The sequence below is a fragment of the Vibrio satsumensis genome (assembly GCF_050337435.1).
Lineage (GTDB): Bacteria > Pseudomonadota > Gammaproteobacteria > Enterobacterales > Vibrionaceae > Vibrio > Vibrio satsumensis.
The window spans coordinates 119347-134736 of sequence record NZ_JAKJSX010000014.1 but is presented as its reverse complement, the minus strand read 5'-3'; the positions used below and the strand labels follow the sequence as shown (position 1 = coordinate 134736).

The window sequence follows — 15390 nt, the reverse complement described above, 5'->3', positions numbered from 1 at the left end:
ATCCTAGCTTGTTAAAAAGCTCGATAACTTCGTTAGAATTTTTGATTGTAGAATAACTACTTATCAGAACTCTTTGTCGAATAGAGCAGCCTTGTTCTCAAGCTTTTTTCCTGCGCTATTCCTGAACACTTACTTACTGTGATTGGTATCATATCTACCGCCTGTTTTGTTGAAAGTCCGATTTTCTCAAAATACGGGGTTAAAGATATCCAACGAAAACGTTTGCTTTATTTCTTGAAGAGTTAATCAGAGGTGAGTAAACTCGCCTCCGTTTTATCACATAGCCAATAAGACTGCTTACAATGACTAAAAATATTCATGACCAACGTATTCTAATTCTGGACTTCGGTTCTCAATACACACAGCTAGTAGCTCGTCGTATTCGTGAGATCGGTGTTTACTGTGAACTTTGGAGCTGGGACGTAGACGAAGCGGATATTCGTGAATTCAATCCAGACGGTATCATCCTATCTGGTGGCCCTGAAAGTGTAACGGAAGAGAACTCTCCACGTGCACCTCAGTACGTATTTGATTCAGGTGTTCCTGTATTTGGTATTTGCTACGGCATGCAAACTATGGCTGAGCAACTTGGCGGTAAAGTAGCAACGTCTACTGAGCGCGAGTTCGGCTACGCTGCTGTACAAGTGACTGGTGAATCTGCACTTTTCGCTGACCTTGAGTCTACTCAAGATGTTTGGATGAGCCACGGTGACAAAGTAGTTGAAATCCCAGCTGATTTCACAAAGATCGCTGAAACAGACACTTGCCCATACGCTGCAATGGCAAACGAAGAGAAGAAGTACTACGGCGTACAATTCCACCCAGAAGTAACACACACTAAGAACGGCCTGAAAATGCTTGAGAACTTCGTTCTTAACGCATGTGGTTGTGAAGGTCTGTGGACTTCAGCTTCAATTATTGAAGATGCTGTTGCACGTATTAAAGAACAAGTAGGTGACGACGAAGTTATCCTTGGCCTTTCTGGTGGTGTTGATTCATCTGTAGTTGCGATGCTTGCTCACCGCGCTATCGGCGACAAACTAACATGTGTATTCGTAGATAACGGCCTTCTTCGTTTAAACGAAGCAGAGCAGGTTATGGAGATGTTCGGCAACAAGTTTGGCCTAAACATCATCAAAGTAGACGCTGAGCAACGCTTCCTTGACGCTCTTGAAGGCGAAGCTGAACCAGAAGCTAAGCGTAAGATCATCGGTCACGTATTCGTAGATATCTTCGATGAAGAGTCTAAGAAACTGAAGAATGCTAAATGGCTTGCTCAGGGTACTATCTACCCAGACGTAATCGAGTCTGCTGCATCTAAGACAGGTAAAGCACACGTAATCAAATCTCACCACAACGTTGGTGGTCTTCCTGATGATATGGAAATGGGCCTTGTTGAGCCTCTACGTGAGCTATTTAAAGATGAAGTACGTAAGATTGGTCTAGAGCTTGGTCTTCCATACAACATGCTTTACCGCCACCCATTCCCGGGTCCAGGTTTAGGTGTTCGTGTACTTGGCGAAGTTAAGAAAGAGTACTGTGATTTGCTGCGTCGTGCTGATGCTATCTTCATTGAAGAGCTTCATGCTGCTGACCTTTACCACAAAGTATCTCAAGCATTCACGGTATTCCTACCAGTACGTTCAGTTGGCGTAATGGGCGATGGTCGTAAGTACGATTGGGTTGTATCTCTACGTGCTGTAGAAACTATCGACTTCATGACTGCTCACTGGGCACACCTACCATACGACTTCCTAGGTAAGGTATCTAACCGTATTATCAACGAAGTTAACGGCATTTCACGTGTTGTTTACGATATTTCTGGTAAGCCACCAGCAACTATCGAGTGGGAATAATCTCTTAGAGATTTAACCAGCGTTGATTCAAACCCTAAGCCTCGAACTCAGTTCGGGGCTTTTTTCTATTCGATTCATTATATTGATTCATTGCATTAAAGGCTTATGAGCAATACCTCGAAATCAAATGAACAATACCTAGAAACCAAATGAGTTGGAAACTAGATATCAGCTCAAGAAACCATGAGACGCTTTGTTGTGTTGAGCTATATATCAAAAATATCACTCGCACTTTTTATAAATTCATACAGCTACAGCTAGGCCATTTCACATGTGAAGCATACTCTTTGATGGACTTATTAAGGACAGATAAGAGAATCCATCATGTTAAAAATCAAATATTTGGCGACAGTACTGGGCTGCACTTTGGCAGCACAAAGTCATGCGTCTTTGAACATTCAACCTGATCCGCAAAACCCGAATGGTTACCTTGTTGAAAAGTCGGCATTACAAGCTGCTGAACAAGCGAAAACCTCGGATCCTATGTACGCGATCTGGTCACAAGCATTACAAACTCGTTCGAACACTATCGTTGAAGCGATTGAACTCGGTTCACCTTCTAACCCTGAAAACGTAAAACGGGTTGAGCGTGTATTCCCTCAATCTGAATGGGATTTCCTTACTCAGATGGCGGCGCCAGAATACACTTACACTCGTTTCTTGCGCGCGATTGGTAAATTCCCAGCCTTCTGTGGAGAGTACACTGATGGCCGTGATTCTGATGCCATCTGTAAGAAATCCATCATCACCGCTTTTGCCCACTTCTCTCAAGAGACGGGCGGTCACATTGCAATAGACAACACTTCTGATAACCCATTAGCTCTTGAAGAGTGGCAGCAAGCGCTGGTGCATGTTCGTGAAATGGGGTGGTCTGAAGGGCAAGAAGGCTACACAACAGGTTGTGGCCAGAACGATTGGCAAAATGCACGCTGGCCATGCGCCGCGGGGCAGGGCTACTTCGGTCGTGGTGCTAAACAGCTTTCTTACCACTTTAATTACGGTGCATTCTCGGAAGTGATGTTCGATGGTGACGCAACCGTGCTGCTGAATAATCCGGGCTTAGTGGCGGATTCTTGGTTGAACTTGGCTTCTGCTATTTGGTTCTTCTTAACCCCACAAGCGCCTAAGCCAGCTATGCTGCATGTGATTGACCGTACATGGACGCCATCTCAACGTGAACTGGATGCAGGTATTGGTTATGGCTTTGGTACCACAATCAATGTGATCAACGGTGGTATTGAGTGTGGTGAACAGAATAAAGACAAAGGCCAACCAGTTAACCGCATTCGTTACTGGGAAGGGCTCGCGGCGCACTATGAAATTCCTGTAGAAGCTGATGAAGCGAATACTTGTTGGCAGCAAACTCCATACGGAAGCTTGAACCTCAACGGCGCAACAGATGTGCTGTACACCAACTGGGATGGTAACTGGAAATACTACGCAGACCGCCCTGAAGGCTATTCATTTGAATGTGAGCTTGTTGGATTCCAAACGGCTTATTCAGCGCTGGTTGCTGGGGATTACGAGAAGTGTGTGACTAACTTCTATGGATCTCATGCAAGCTGGCCTGAAGTGAAGGTGGTCGATAAGCTTGATCCGGTAGACCCAGGAACCGATCCGGGTGGCAATGGTTGGAACGCGACTAAGGTTTACAATGCGGGCGACCAAGTGACTCACAACGGTGCAACCTACGAAGCGAAATGGTGGACACAAGGGGATGACCCTGCCAATGGCGGCCCTTGGAAATTAGTGGCGGGTGAGCCAACACCACCCGTAGTGACTGATCCTGCGCCAGTCGACCCAGCTCCTGTTGATCCTGATCCGGTAGAGCCAACACCAGTTGACCCGCCTGTTACCGAGCCACCTGTCGTTGTTGACCCGTCGGTGTTTATCACATGGCAAGCGGGCGTTAGCCAAGTGAGTAACGGTGACAAGGTGACACATAACGGTAAGTGCTTCGTGGCTAAAAATGCTCCGGGTGTTTGGGAGAGTCCTGTTCAGTCGAATTGGTTCTGGGATGAAATCAGTTGTAATTGATAGTCTGAATACCGAAAAGGCGGTTTAAATGACGAGTTCAATATTACGACTGTAGCGATATAAATAATTGAAAGCCGAAAGTTTTTACTTTCGGTTTTTTTTCGTTTCGAACTTGGTGGCCTAGGAAGGTCGACTGGTCTATTAGGCTATGTTAAAGCGTATTTAAAGACTAATTATCCAGTTAGAGAATAAAGTCCTGTACAAATGATGGCTGTGAATTTATATTCAAATTTAATTTATATTTATTCTTTTATTTTAGGGTTAAGGTGTACCTATGGAACAGACAGATATCACGTCACTCATCCCCATTGTGATTACTTTGGTGTTGTCGTTGGCGACAAGGAATGTAGTGATAGGCCTATTTGCAGGCGTGCTGAGTGGTGTGGCAATGCTCACTGGTATGTTTAGCGAACTTAACCCGCTTGATACGTTTGGTACCATGGTGAAAGGTTACTTAGTCCCTCAACTTACCGACAGCTATAACGCAGGTGTGATCATGCTGTTGGTGTTCATCGGTGGCTTTGTTGCTTTGATGGAGAAGTCGGGAGGTGGTGTTGCGTTTGCCAAGCGTGTTACCCAATGGGTAAGCAATAAATGCCAAGCTCAAATCTCAGCATGGTTTGGGGGAATCGTTATATTTTTCTCTGACTTAGGTACTCCGTTAATTGTTGGTCCTGTCTTTCGTCCCCTTTTCGATAAACTAAAACTTTCAAGACAGAAGCTAGCATTTATCATCGACTCAACATCATCACCTGTCGCGATTCTTATCCCTTTTATCGGGTGGGGCGTTTACATCATGAGTCTGATTCAAAAAGAGTTTACCGCCTTGAATGTCAATATGTCTGACTGGGATGCCTTTATCGGTGCGATTCCTTTCCAGTTCTACGCATTCTTAGCGATTTTCATTGTTCCTTTGGTTTCTGTTAAAGGTTTAGACTTCGGACCAATGGCAAAAGCTGAACGTGATTGCCAAGCGGGAATTAATTCTGGCGTGAATAGCGAATCACTTAATCCTTTCTCGCATAAAAATGCAAAGGCATCTTTTGTCTGGGCACCGCTGCTGGTGATGGTTGTGGTGTTATGTGCCATGTTGGTTCCACAAGGCTTCCCGTTCCAAAAGGTTGCAGGTTCTTCATTCAGAGCAGCTTTATCATCGGCTTATTTCTTTGCCGCGATTACCTTAATCACGCTGATGGCTTACTACGGAGTAAGAAAGCTTTCAGATGGTGTTTCTGTGTACTTAAAAGGTATGGGAAACATGATGCCAGTGGCAATAATCTTGGTATTAGCTTGGGCGTTAAGCACTGTCGGTAAAGAGCTGGGTGCAGCGGCTTATATTGCTGAACAAGCACAGAGTGGCTTTCCATACTGGTTAGTACCTGCGGTCGCGTTTCTACTGTCTGCCATTATCTCATTCGCAACGGGCTCATCGTGGGGAACCTTTGCGATTATGATGCCACTTGTCATTCCAACTGCGATTGCTATTGATGCTCCACTTTTGGTTGCGATTGGCGCGGTGCTCTCTGGCGGTCTGTTTGGTGATCACTGCTCACCGATCTCTGAAACCACCATTCTATCTTCAACAGGGGCAGGGTGTGATCAGTTTGAGCACTTTAAGACACAACTGCCTTATGCGTTGATGAATGGTTCTATTGCTCTGGTGAGTTTCGTAGTGGCTGGTTTTACTGGAAGTTCGTTGGTTGTGTTAGGTGCGCTTGTCGCTCAGTTGGTTGTTGTAACGCTGCTGGCCAAGCGTGATGCAAGTAAGCATGCTCAATCAGAGGTGCAATCTCAAGTCTCTGAATCTAAAGCTCAACAAGCGTAGTTTAAGATGACGGGTGAGTGAATAGATACGGGATGCGAGTAAACGAGTAACGAAAAGCTCGCTCTCTTGTTCTTCATCTCACTTACTCGAACCTAAGTAATCCTCGTCATTCCCCACAGTGAGGGACGAACGTGATAGGGAATCTCTTTAGTGCGCCAAACGTGCTTATATCGAAGAGGAGATTCCAGGTACCTCGTTCCTCGATTCTGGAATGACGACTGAGAGCTAGGTACGGGATGTGAGTAAACGAGTATCGAAGAGCTCGCTCTCTATTGTCTAAGCTTGCTATTAAGCAGTCTCGCATACTCAAATCTAAAGACTCTTTTCGTGTCTCGTATCTCGTTACCCGCACCTTTTTCATATGCATATCACTTATTTCAATCTCAATACGCTCCTCTTATCCCGCTTACTCGAATCTACAGACTCTTTTCGCATCCCGTATCTCGTTACTCGCATCTTTTTTATAGCGTGACAGGGAATTTGTTTACTTATAGTTTCTATGAATTGATTGGTGTTGTTATGAAACTAATTTTCCATAGGATCATTTATACAATCTTAGTTTTCGATAACTGGATTACCTAGTTGAGCGGTTTATAGATTAAAATTTTCTTACAAATTTTATCGATTTTTTTTAATCAACCACTTTAATAAGGTAAATTCGCAATGTCGACCAAACTAGCTAACCCAGCGCCACTAGGCTTAATGGGTTTCGGTATGACCACTATTCTTCTTAATATCCACAACGCAGGTTTCTTTCCAATCGATTCAATGATTCTTGCTATGGGTATTTTTTACGGTGGTTTGAGCCAAGTTATCGTGGGCACAATGTGTTTCAAACGTGGTGACACGTTCGGTACAACTGCGTTTACTTCTTACGGCCTATTCTGGTTGTCTTTGGTTGGTTTAATCGTGATGCCTTACATGGGCCTTCCTGCAAGCCCTGCTGCATTCATGGGTTGGTACCTACTACTATGGGGCATCTTCACAGGCTTTATGTTCATCGGTTCTCTATGCTACCCAGTTGCGAAGCAAGTAGTATTCGGCTCACTGACTATCTTGTTCTTCCTACTTGCAGCTCGTGATTTCACTGGCAGCTCACTGATCGGCACTATCGCTGGTTTTGAAGGTATCTTCTGTGGTGCTTCAGCTATCTACTTTGCAATGGCACAAGTAATCAACAACGAATACGGCCGTACAGTACTGCCTATCGGTGAGAAGAAAGCACCTCAAATGGCAACACAAGAAATCGCTGCTTAATACTCTAACTCGGGAACAGTTAGTTTGTTATAAGCCGTTTATTGGTTATGAATAAAACAAAAGGGGTTAGCCGAAATGGCTAACCCCTTTTTTATGCGTTATGAATAGCGCTATTTGTCAAAGCGATCTATTTGCTAAGGAAAGCTTAAGCTGAAGGTTGCTCTACAGGTTTAGTGTCTGTAGTTTCTGCTTCAGGAGACTTGCCTGTTTTACGCTTGTACTTCTCTTCCCAGTAAGTTGCACCTTTAATGCCGAGTTTTACAGGGTTGAATGTGTACTCAGTTACGCCTTGTTTCTGCTGTTCTTCGTAGTCAGCTAGAGCTTTAAGCGCAGGCTTAGACATGAAGAAGATGATCAGAATACCCACGATGTTTAACCATGCCATCAAGCCAACACCAACATCACCCATTGCCCATGCAAGGTTCGCTGTTTTAACTGTGCCATAGAAAACCGCAGTGATAAGAACAAGCTTAAGTACGAACATCATGCCAGGGATCTTGATGGTACGACGTAGGTAAGCAATATTCGTTTCTGCGATGTAGTAGTAAGCAAGAATCGTTGTAAATGCGAAGAAGAACAGAGCAAATGCGATGAATGGCTTACCAATGCCTGGTAGTGCACTTTCAATAGCAAGCTGTGTAAATACAGGACCATTCGCACCGATGTTTGCTGCTAGGTTCTGAACAAGGAATACCCCCTCAGCGCCGCCGTGAACGTTGTATGCACCAGTGATGATGATCATGAACGCTGTAGCAGAACATACTAGAAGAGTATCGATGTAGATAGAGAATGCTTGTACCAAACCTTGCTGAGCTGGGTGATCAACACTTGCAGCCGCTGCCGCGTGAGGACCAGTACCTTGACCCGCTTCGTTTGAGTAAACACCACGCTTAACACCCCAACCAATTGCAGCACCGAAGCCTGCCATAGGTGTGAATGCATCACCAATAATCATTGCGAAAACAGTTGGCACTTGGCTGATGTTTAGCAGAATGATAACGAACGCGATAATGATGTAAGCCAATGCCATGAAAGGAACAACGATCTGTGTGAAGTTCGCAATACGTTTAACACCACCAAAGATGATGAAAGCAAGGATGATAGCAACAACAGTACCGGTGAAAATTTTAGCGAAACTGAATGTACCGACAGCTGTTTCAATCATATCACCTGAGCCAAATGCAGCTTCTACAGCATTACCAATACTGTTTGACTGAACACCTGGAAGCAAAATACCACATGCAAAAATAGTCGCGATTGCGAAGATCCATGCGTACCACTTCTGACCCATTGCTTTTTCAATGTAGTAAGCCGGACCACCACGGAACTGGCCTTCGTCTTCTTCTTTGTAGATTTGCGCTAGCGTAGATTCTGCATAAGCAGTCGCAGCGCCAAAGAAGGCTACAACCCACATCCAGAATACTGCACCTGGGCCACCGAAACCGATAGCGGCAGCAACACCTGCAATGTTACCTGTACCTACACGGCCAGATAGCGAAACGGCTAGAGCTTGAAAAGACGAGATGCCTTTTGATGAGCTTTTACCCGATAGTAGCAAGCGCCACATTTCAAAGAAGTGACGGATTTGAACAAATCGAGTCATGATGGAGTAGAACAAACCTGCACCTAAACATAGGTAGATAAGTACTGGGCTCCAGATTATTCCATTCAAAAAATCAACGAATGACTGCATGAGTATTTTCCCTGTTAGTTTTACTTATGATTGTTTTTCGAACAACACAATACTTCACTTGTAACCCAAGTGTTAAATTATTTAACTGCTCATTAGGATTACTGTGACATAAAGCAAGTTATAGAGGGCGTTTGTTAATGCTTAGTGCTAATTCTATAATCATTCCATTTAACTTGATATGCAACTAGTTTTGCTTTGTGGTGTTTTGCAAAGTGAATAAATAGTGATTAATACAAAAAGGGGGAATTTGAGGTGCGCATAAGAAACGAAATTGCGAAAAATAACGATTAAAGCCGCTTAGCATGAACGGCTGATATAGGAGTGGTGGGATAAGTAGGTTGGAATATATCACCTCTATCGTATGAACTAGCAGGCCTAAGAGATTGTGATTTTTGAAAGTTCGATAATTAAGGCTTTCATGTTTACCTAGTGAAAGTTGCTTATTTGATGCCTGTTTCAAACAACCACGAACCCTCGCACCTGCAATTCTTTAGTGAAGTCAGACTGAGTGTTTGGTTCGCCGTGAATCAAATGCACCTTTTTCGGTGGAGTCGCGATGCCCTCTATAAATCGATAGAGATCCTCTTTATCGGCGTGAGCCGAGTAGCCAGACATGCCATGAATTTGAGCATTCACTTCCACTTGTTTGTTGTCGATTGAAACCTGCATTTCACCTTGTTGCAACTCTCGTCCGAGCGTCCCTTGCGCTTGATAGCCCGCTAAAATTACATCGGTTCGTATATCGGGAAGCAAAGCCGATAAGTAGTTCATTATCCTGCCGCCCTGACACATTCCTGAAGCTGCAACCACAATCGCGGGTTCACCTGTCGACTTAAGGCGATTAACGATTTTCTTGTGCATTCTATGCCCATCAACAGTAATGCACTGCTCAAATGCAAGTGGGTGACGTTTCAGTTCTAGCCGTTGCTTTGCTTCTTGTCCCCAGAGTTCTTTAAAACGTCGATAGGAGCGTGTCACTTTCTCTGCCATCGGAGAATCGAGGATGATAGGAATGTCGGCACTGAGTTGATACTCATAGATCAGGTGTTCGATATCAAATAGCAACTCTTGTGTTCGACCGATACTGAAGGCCGGAATTAGGATGACACCCCCATCGAGTAGTGAACGATCTATGATCGCTTTAAGACGCTGTGCTCGTGTTGCAATATCATCATGTGTACTGGCGCCATAAGTGGATTCGATAAACAGATAGTCGGCCTGTTGTGGTGGTTTTGGATCGGGCAGCAGTGGTGTGTTACTTGGGCCCAAGTCGCCAGAAAACACAACTACTTCTTGATTAGGTAACTTTATCTCGATATAGGCAGAACCTAAGATATGTCCAGCAGGTTGAAAACGAGCATACAGAGTATTTGGCCTACTATGATCCTTTCCGTTATTTTGCTGTTTAGAGGTGATAGGAAACCAATCTCCATAAGGCTTGGGCGCAATTAGCGAATGAATCTTTTTAAGGATGAGTTTGGATTGTTTATGACTGAGCCCTTGCAGCTTTAGTCCGTCTTCAATCATTAAAGGGGCAAGTTCAGCCGTCGCTTGAGTGCAATAAATCGGTTGGTTAAAGCCACTGGCGAGTAACCAAGGTAATCGGCCAATATGATCAATGTGAGTATGGGTTAGCAGCAGGGCATTGAGGTGGGATGTTTCAAAATCGATATCAAGAGGGCGGCTGTCTTCTCCTTGAAGCTTTTTACCTTGAAGATCTAAACCTTGAAAAAGGCCACAGTCGATGAGCACCGCTTGGCCTGAATCTCTTAACTCGTGACAAGATCCGGTGACAGTATGTTTGCCGCCATGGTGAATCACTTCCATCGTTTACTCCCATTGCTCTATAAAGCCGTTAACGCCTGTTTTTATTTTGCGGATAAGCGCCAGCAAGTAAAACAAGAACAATGAGAGTTGCGATCGTTGAGTATCTTTTTAAGTAACTGAGCGATGACTCAGTGGGTTCGCTGTGAGTTAGTTCGTAGAAGAGCGGTCTGAATCCAACTCTGGGTTTTGCTGCGCCTCTAAACGAGCCACTTCGGCATCAAGCTCTGCTATTTTCTCTGCCATGAGTGCGTGACAGCGATTGGCCAGCTCCCTTGCATCACTAAGCTTGTATCCGGATACATCGATAGGTTCCAGCATCTCGGTGATCACAATGCCATTATTGGCACGATTAAAGTCGATCTTATTGTGCGTGGTGCTCGTGCACATCGGGGTGATAGGCACGCCGGCTTCAATCGCCATTCGGAAAGCGCCTGTTTTGAATGGCAGTAATCCACGCCCTTTACTACGGGTTCCTTCAGGGTAAACCCAAACAGACAGATCTCTCTGATGAATCGCTTCCGCCACTTGCTTGATGGTATCGCGTGCTTTGGATTTGTCTTCACGGTTAATCATGATGTTACCGGTGATCCAATACAGCAGGCCAAAGAAAGGCACGTACAACAAATCGCGTTTGCCCAATGAAACAGTGCGTGGTCTTAGCATTCCTGGATCGGTCACAAAGTCTAATATGCTTTGGTGGTTAGATATGTAGACGCTGTTTTCTGGTGTCGGGGCATTGTCTAGGCCGCGCTGTACCAGTTTTACACCGATGATCTTTTGGAGTTGGTTGAACCAACGACAGAAAACGTACACATGCTTGGGGTTCTTGGGGCTAAACAAGCAGTAAACAAAAGCACATAGAGTGGTGAAAATAATAAACACCGTAGCCAAAATAATACGAAGAACAGCAAGCACAATTCACTCCTTACTCACCGCAGATGGCAGTGATTAAATAGTTTTAGATGCTTGAAGTTTTCACTCTATTTAACCGAATTGCAACAATTAACTGTGATAGGGGGCAATTTTTAGATCTTTATATAAAACAAGGACTAACAATGGGTGTTTGACATGGTTATCGAGCTTACACGTGTTCACCAGTAATGAGCCATGATCACCAATACTGTTTATTTGGATCCGATTTTTCTACCCATTCTGGATCTTGACGAGCTTCTAGGTAGAGTTGTAGACCGTTATAAGACATGAAAGCTGCGGGGCCGCCAAGGTGTTCAAAATAGTCAAAATAATCATCTTCAAGCGCACATAGGTGAGCTAAATCTTCCACCTTGTTTGCGATTGCCCATTGAATCGCAAATACTGGAGCTGTTGAAGCTGCAACCGAGACTTCTTCGATATCTGGGTTAAACATCGCGTTAGCCTGTTCCAGCAAAATCTCTTGTTGTTCTGATTCTTGCTGCAGCACCTCGTCGATGATCGCCAAGCGCTTGGTATTCGAGACATTCTTATTCAGCTTCGCAATTCTCAGTGCGTAGCTAAACCTTTCTGATGAAACAATATTGATCAGCTCCGACAGCAGTTCTTTGTCTACGCCTGCAGCCTTGGTGAAATAGTCGATACAAGAATGGATTGAAGCATAACGAGTGCCTTCAAATTCAAAGCCACTGGTTTCGTCGTAGGCCTCAATGGCGGTGTTATCAACCGACAAAGGCCAGCCTTGATACTCGACTCGCTGCTTGGCTATTTGATACATCTTCCAAGCGCTGCGCCCAAACCCGCCAAGCGTCGAACCCGAGAAATCAGAATCAATAAGCTCTTGCTCCGTCCAGTTCTCACCGATGCCAAGGTGCTTAGCGTACTTGTCTATCAGAGTGTGTTTTATCTGATCGCGCACCGCCCAAATCGAAGTCAGGTCTTTCGCATACTTCACATTCGCGCACTCTTTACATGCAGGCAGTGCTATCGGCGCATGACCAACCTTGGAAAAAAGCGAAGTAGTTTTAGGAAACTCAACGCTGTTATTGGAAGGTTCACCACAAAACCAACAGGTGTGGCGTAGGTTGAACGGGATGTCTATGTATGAGTATGTGTTAACTGTCAATTTTGAACCATCATGTTTTATTGCGGTTGAGCTTGTAGGTGTGAACTGGCTACTTCAAGTTTTACAACTATAGAAGCCAACGCTTGATGTTTGCTGAGTTCGCAAGTGCTAGCTGATATTTCTTGGGAGTCGAAGAGAGTTTCTTGTTATCCACGCAAACATCTAAGCGTTTGAGCAAATACTTAATCAGTGCTCGTCGGCAACTAATTGTGAGTGGAGAATCATGCATTCCATAATCGACTTTCACAATGTGTTGCTGTGCAGGTGATAAATGTGGATTTGGAATGATTTCAATTACTTCTTCTGTTGTCCAATCTTCATCGTCTTCGATGTTAATATCTGATTCATTGAGCAGTTCAGGCTCTCCTCTAAATCGGCTTAACACGAAATCTAAGAACATTGCTCTTTCTTCACAATATGCTCTTACATGCCAACGGAACCCATCAAATACGATGGTGTGTGGAACGATGTTTCGACCTCGCCCCTCAGGGTTATCCATTGAAACATACTCAATATCAACTCTACGCCTTTCTCGTGCTGCTTGTAGAAGTCTACGAACGATTATAGGGGCTATTTGCCTATCTGGGACTGAAAGGACAATAGAGTCAGCAAAGCCAAGATCTTTTAAATCAAAGCCGTCTACATGGTCACTGTTGTATTTGTGTAGTAGCGACAAATACTCGTTAGGAGTGCCTTTTGTAAACTTTGGCGCAAAATGATCAGTAAGACGGTAGCCTTTAATACTACGATCATGAACAAGTGGTGGAGAAGAGAAGTGCTCCTGATAAGCTTTGATGTCTCTAGAGGCTTGCTGTCGCTTAATGTTGAAAGAGTTACATAGGTGATTAGTCGTAACGCGACCCTCCCATAATGCGACAACCTCGATTAATTTGAAGCGCAGTAACTGATCCCACTTTATTGTCATAACAATTATCTAATGCCTGAAAATGATACATGTTGATGTGTACAGAATATACGTACATTTTTTACATGGGTATAGTACACACTCAACGGTTAAAATTGCGTAGTGTTACGTAACGCAATGTAAGCTAAATCATACTTTTCTAATACTAAACACAATATTTGTTTGTAAAGCGAGTAAGATAAACAATTTGCATATGGTGGTGCTTATTCATCCACTCATTCCATTTTTTTATGGTTGTAAGTACCGTTACTTTTCCGTGTTTGATACTATTTATCTCCACAAAAAAAGTCCGTTTAATCCAATTTTGAAGAGATTCCTTTGAACTTAGAAAAAGCCCTCAGCATACTTTCTAAATCATCGCCCTACGCGGTAAGTACAGAAAGAGAGCAAACACAAGATCATCTGGCTAAATATAAGAGCCATGTGTACATCACTACAGATATAGAAGTCGACTTTAAAAAGTCGCTATTGTCCTCAAAGAAAAATGACATCATTTTCTTGTGTGGTAGTAGTGGTGACGGTAAGTCTGAGATCCTGACTCAATACAGCCAGAAGCATAAAGCGACGCATGAGTTTCATCTTGATGCGACCCACAGCTTTAATCCAAATCAAACCGCAATAAATGCACTGGATGAGCGATTTTCACAGTTCAAAGGAAATGAAAAGCCACTTGTTGTTGGTATTAATATTGGAATGTTGGGTAACTATGCTGAGGAAGGTGCCGAGCAACATGACGATATTAAATCTTCTATAAAAGCGTTCTTGGAAAACAAAACGGACGATATTCCAACGAACCACATTTTTTTAGATTTCGAACAATACCCGAAGTTTACGCTGGGCCATGAAGTTAGCACTTCTGACTTTGCAGCTAAGTTTTTAGCTCAATTGACTGAGCCAACGCTAAATAACCCGTTTTACGCACTTTATGACAGTGAAGTTCAAAAGCTAGGTCACAGCAAGCTCACAGCAAACTATGCGTTGCTGGGGCTAGAATCTGTGCAGAAGAATATTATTTCTTTGCTACTGAAAGCTCGCTTAATCAAAGATCAGTTCCTAACAGCACGAGCGCTACTGGACTTTGTGTACCAGATCTTAGCGGGCGATGATTACCTGTTCGATAATCTATTCTCTGGCTCAGATAACGAGCTTTTAGAGCATATTCAAAGCTTTGATCCAAGCAATATTCACACTCGTAAAATCGACGAATTCGTTCTTCAGTTTGGTTTGGGAATTGAAGACCAAGGCTTTACACAACTTAAAGATCAGGTGAAAGCACAAGGTGTATTTGATGTGCTCACTGCTGCTTCATACCTGCGCATGGTTTATCTGTTGAAAGACGAAGCGCAATTTGCGAATGATTACATTAATGAGCTGAAAGCAGACTTTGATAACTCTTTGGTCGATCAATACGCAAACATCTGGCTTCTTCACCGTGAGTTTGATGGTTCAGGAAAGCAGAAGAAAGAGCTGAATAAGTTCTATAAAGACACTCTCATTTCAGCTGTGCATCGCTACTGTAACCGCAATTCGCCATCACTCGATAAAGACCAATTCTTTATCTCTGAATACAACGGCTTCAAAACAGCGGCTGAACTTGAAGTGAAACCTGATTTTTCATCGATTAAAACACAAGCGGTGAGCAAGATAGGCTCATTTAACGCTCATATTCGAGTCGACGATCATTCACTTCTGCCAATGCCTATTAGCATTAATTTACTCGAGTTGTTGGAAAAAATTAACCAAGGGTACCGTCCGAATAAGCATGACAAAAATGCCGTACTTTTGTTGGATGAAGTGATTGAGCAGATCATCACGGTAGCGAATGAAAAGAATACTCTGTTTATTCTGAAAAACGATAAGCGCTACAAGATCGTGAATGAAGATGATGAATATTTCGAAGTGAGTGGTTTATAA

Annotated in this window: 10 protein-coding genes; 5 read left to right on the top strand and 5 right to left on the bottom strand. The window is 43.7% G+C overall.

What is annotated here, in order from left to right; translation table 11 throughout:
- The first annotated feature begins 302 nt into the window (after positions 1–302).
- The 4 genes from guaA (at position 303) to L4C44_RS18445 (ending at position 6975) form a co-directional block, all read left to right on the top strand.
- On the top strand, positions 303–1856 hold the full coding sequence (gene guaA / locus L4C44_RS18460; RefSeq protein ID WP_146489687.1) for a glutamine-hydrolyzing GMP synthase: 1554 nt from the start codon (positions 303–305) through the stop codon (positions 1854–1856).
- A gap of 324 nt (positions 1857–2180) precedes the next feature.
- Positions 2181–3893, top strand: coding sequence for a glycoside hydrolase family 19 protein (locus L4C44_RS18455; RefSeq protein WP_428805547.1), 1713 nt, complete (start codon positions 2181–2183; stop codon positions 3891–3893).
- Between the two features lie 274 nt (positions 3894–4167).
- Positions 4168–5718, top strand: a complete 1551-nt coding sequence (locus L4C44_RS18450) for a Na+/H+ antiporter NhaC family protein (RefSeq protein ID WP_428805546.1) — start codon at positions 4168–4170, stop codon at positions 5716–5718.
- A 663-nt stretch (positions 5719–6381) separates the two neighbouring features.
- A complete protein-coding gene (locus L4C44_RS18445; protein WP_060983311.1) occupies positions 6382–6975 on the top strand; it encodes an acetate uptake transporter in 594 nt (197 codons plus the stop codon).
- Positions 6976–7120: 145 nt separating this feature from the next.
- On the opposite strand, the gene L4C44_RS18440 is transcribed toward L4C44_RS18445, so the two are convergent.
- The 5 genes from L4C44_RS18440 to L4C44_RS18420 form a co-directional block, all read right to left on the bottom strand.
- Entirely contained in the window at positions 7121–8668 is a 1548-nt protein-coding gene (locus L4C44_RS18440; protein ID WP_428805545.1) for an alanine/glycine:cation symporter family protein, read from the bottom strand.
- A gap of 456 nt (positions 8669–9124) precedes the next feature.
- Complete coding sequence (locus tag L4C44_RS18435) at positions 9125–10495, bottom strand: MBL fold metallo-hydrolase RNA specificity domain-containing protein (protein WP_428805544.1); 1371 nt, start codon at positions 10493–10495, stop codon at positions 9125–9127.
- Positions 10496–10642: 147 nt separating this feature from the next.
- A complete protein-coding gene (locus tag L4C44_RS18430) occupies positions 10643–11410 on the bottom strand; it encodes a 1-acylglycerol-3-phosphate O-acyltransferase (RefSeq protein ID WP_061019473.1) in 768 nt (255 codons plus the stop codon).
- A gap of 196 nt (positions 11411–11606) precedes the next feature.
- Positions 11607–12551, bottom strand: coding sequence for a hypothetical protein (locus L4C44_RS18425; RefSeq protein WP_428805543.1), 945 nt, complete (start codon positions 12549–12551; stop codon positions 11607–11609).
- Positions 12552–12618: 67 nt separating this feature from the next.
- Positions 12619–13476: a helix-turn-helix transcriptional regulator gene (locus tag L4C44_RS18420; RefSeq protein ID WP_428805542.1), complete on the bottom strand. Its 858-nt coding sequence runs from the start codon at positions 13474–13476 to the stop codon at positions 12619–12621.
- 318 nt (positions 13477–13794) lie between these two features.
- Between L4C44_RS18420 and dptF the strand changes: the two genes are divergently transcribed.
- Positions 13795–15390, top strand: a complete 1596-nt coding sequence (dptF, locus tag L4C44_RS18415) for a DNA phosphorothioation-dependent restriction protein DptF (RefSeq protein WP_428805541.1) — start codon at positions 13795–13797, stop codon at positions 15388–15390.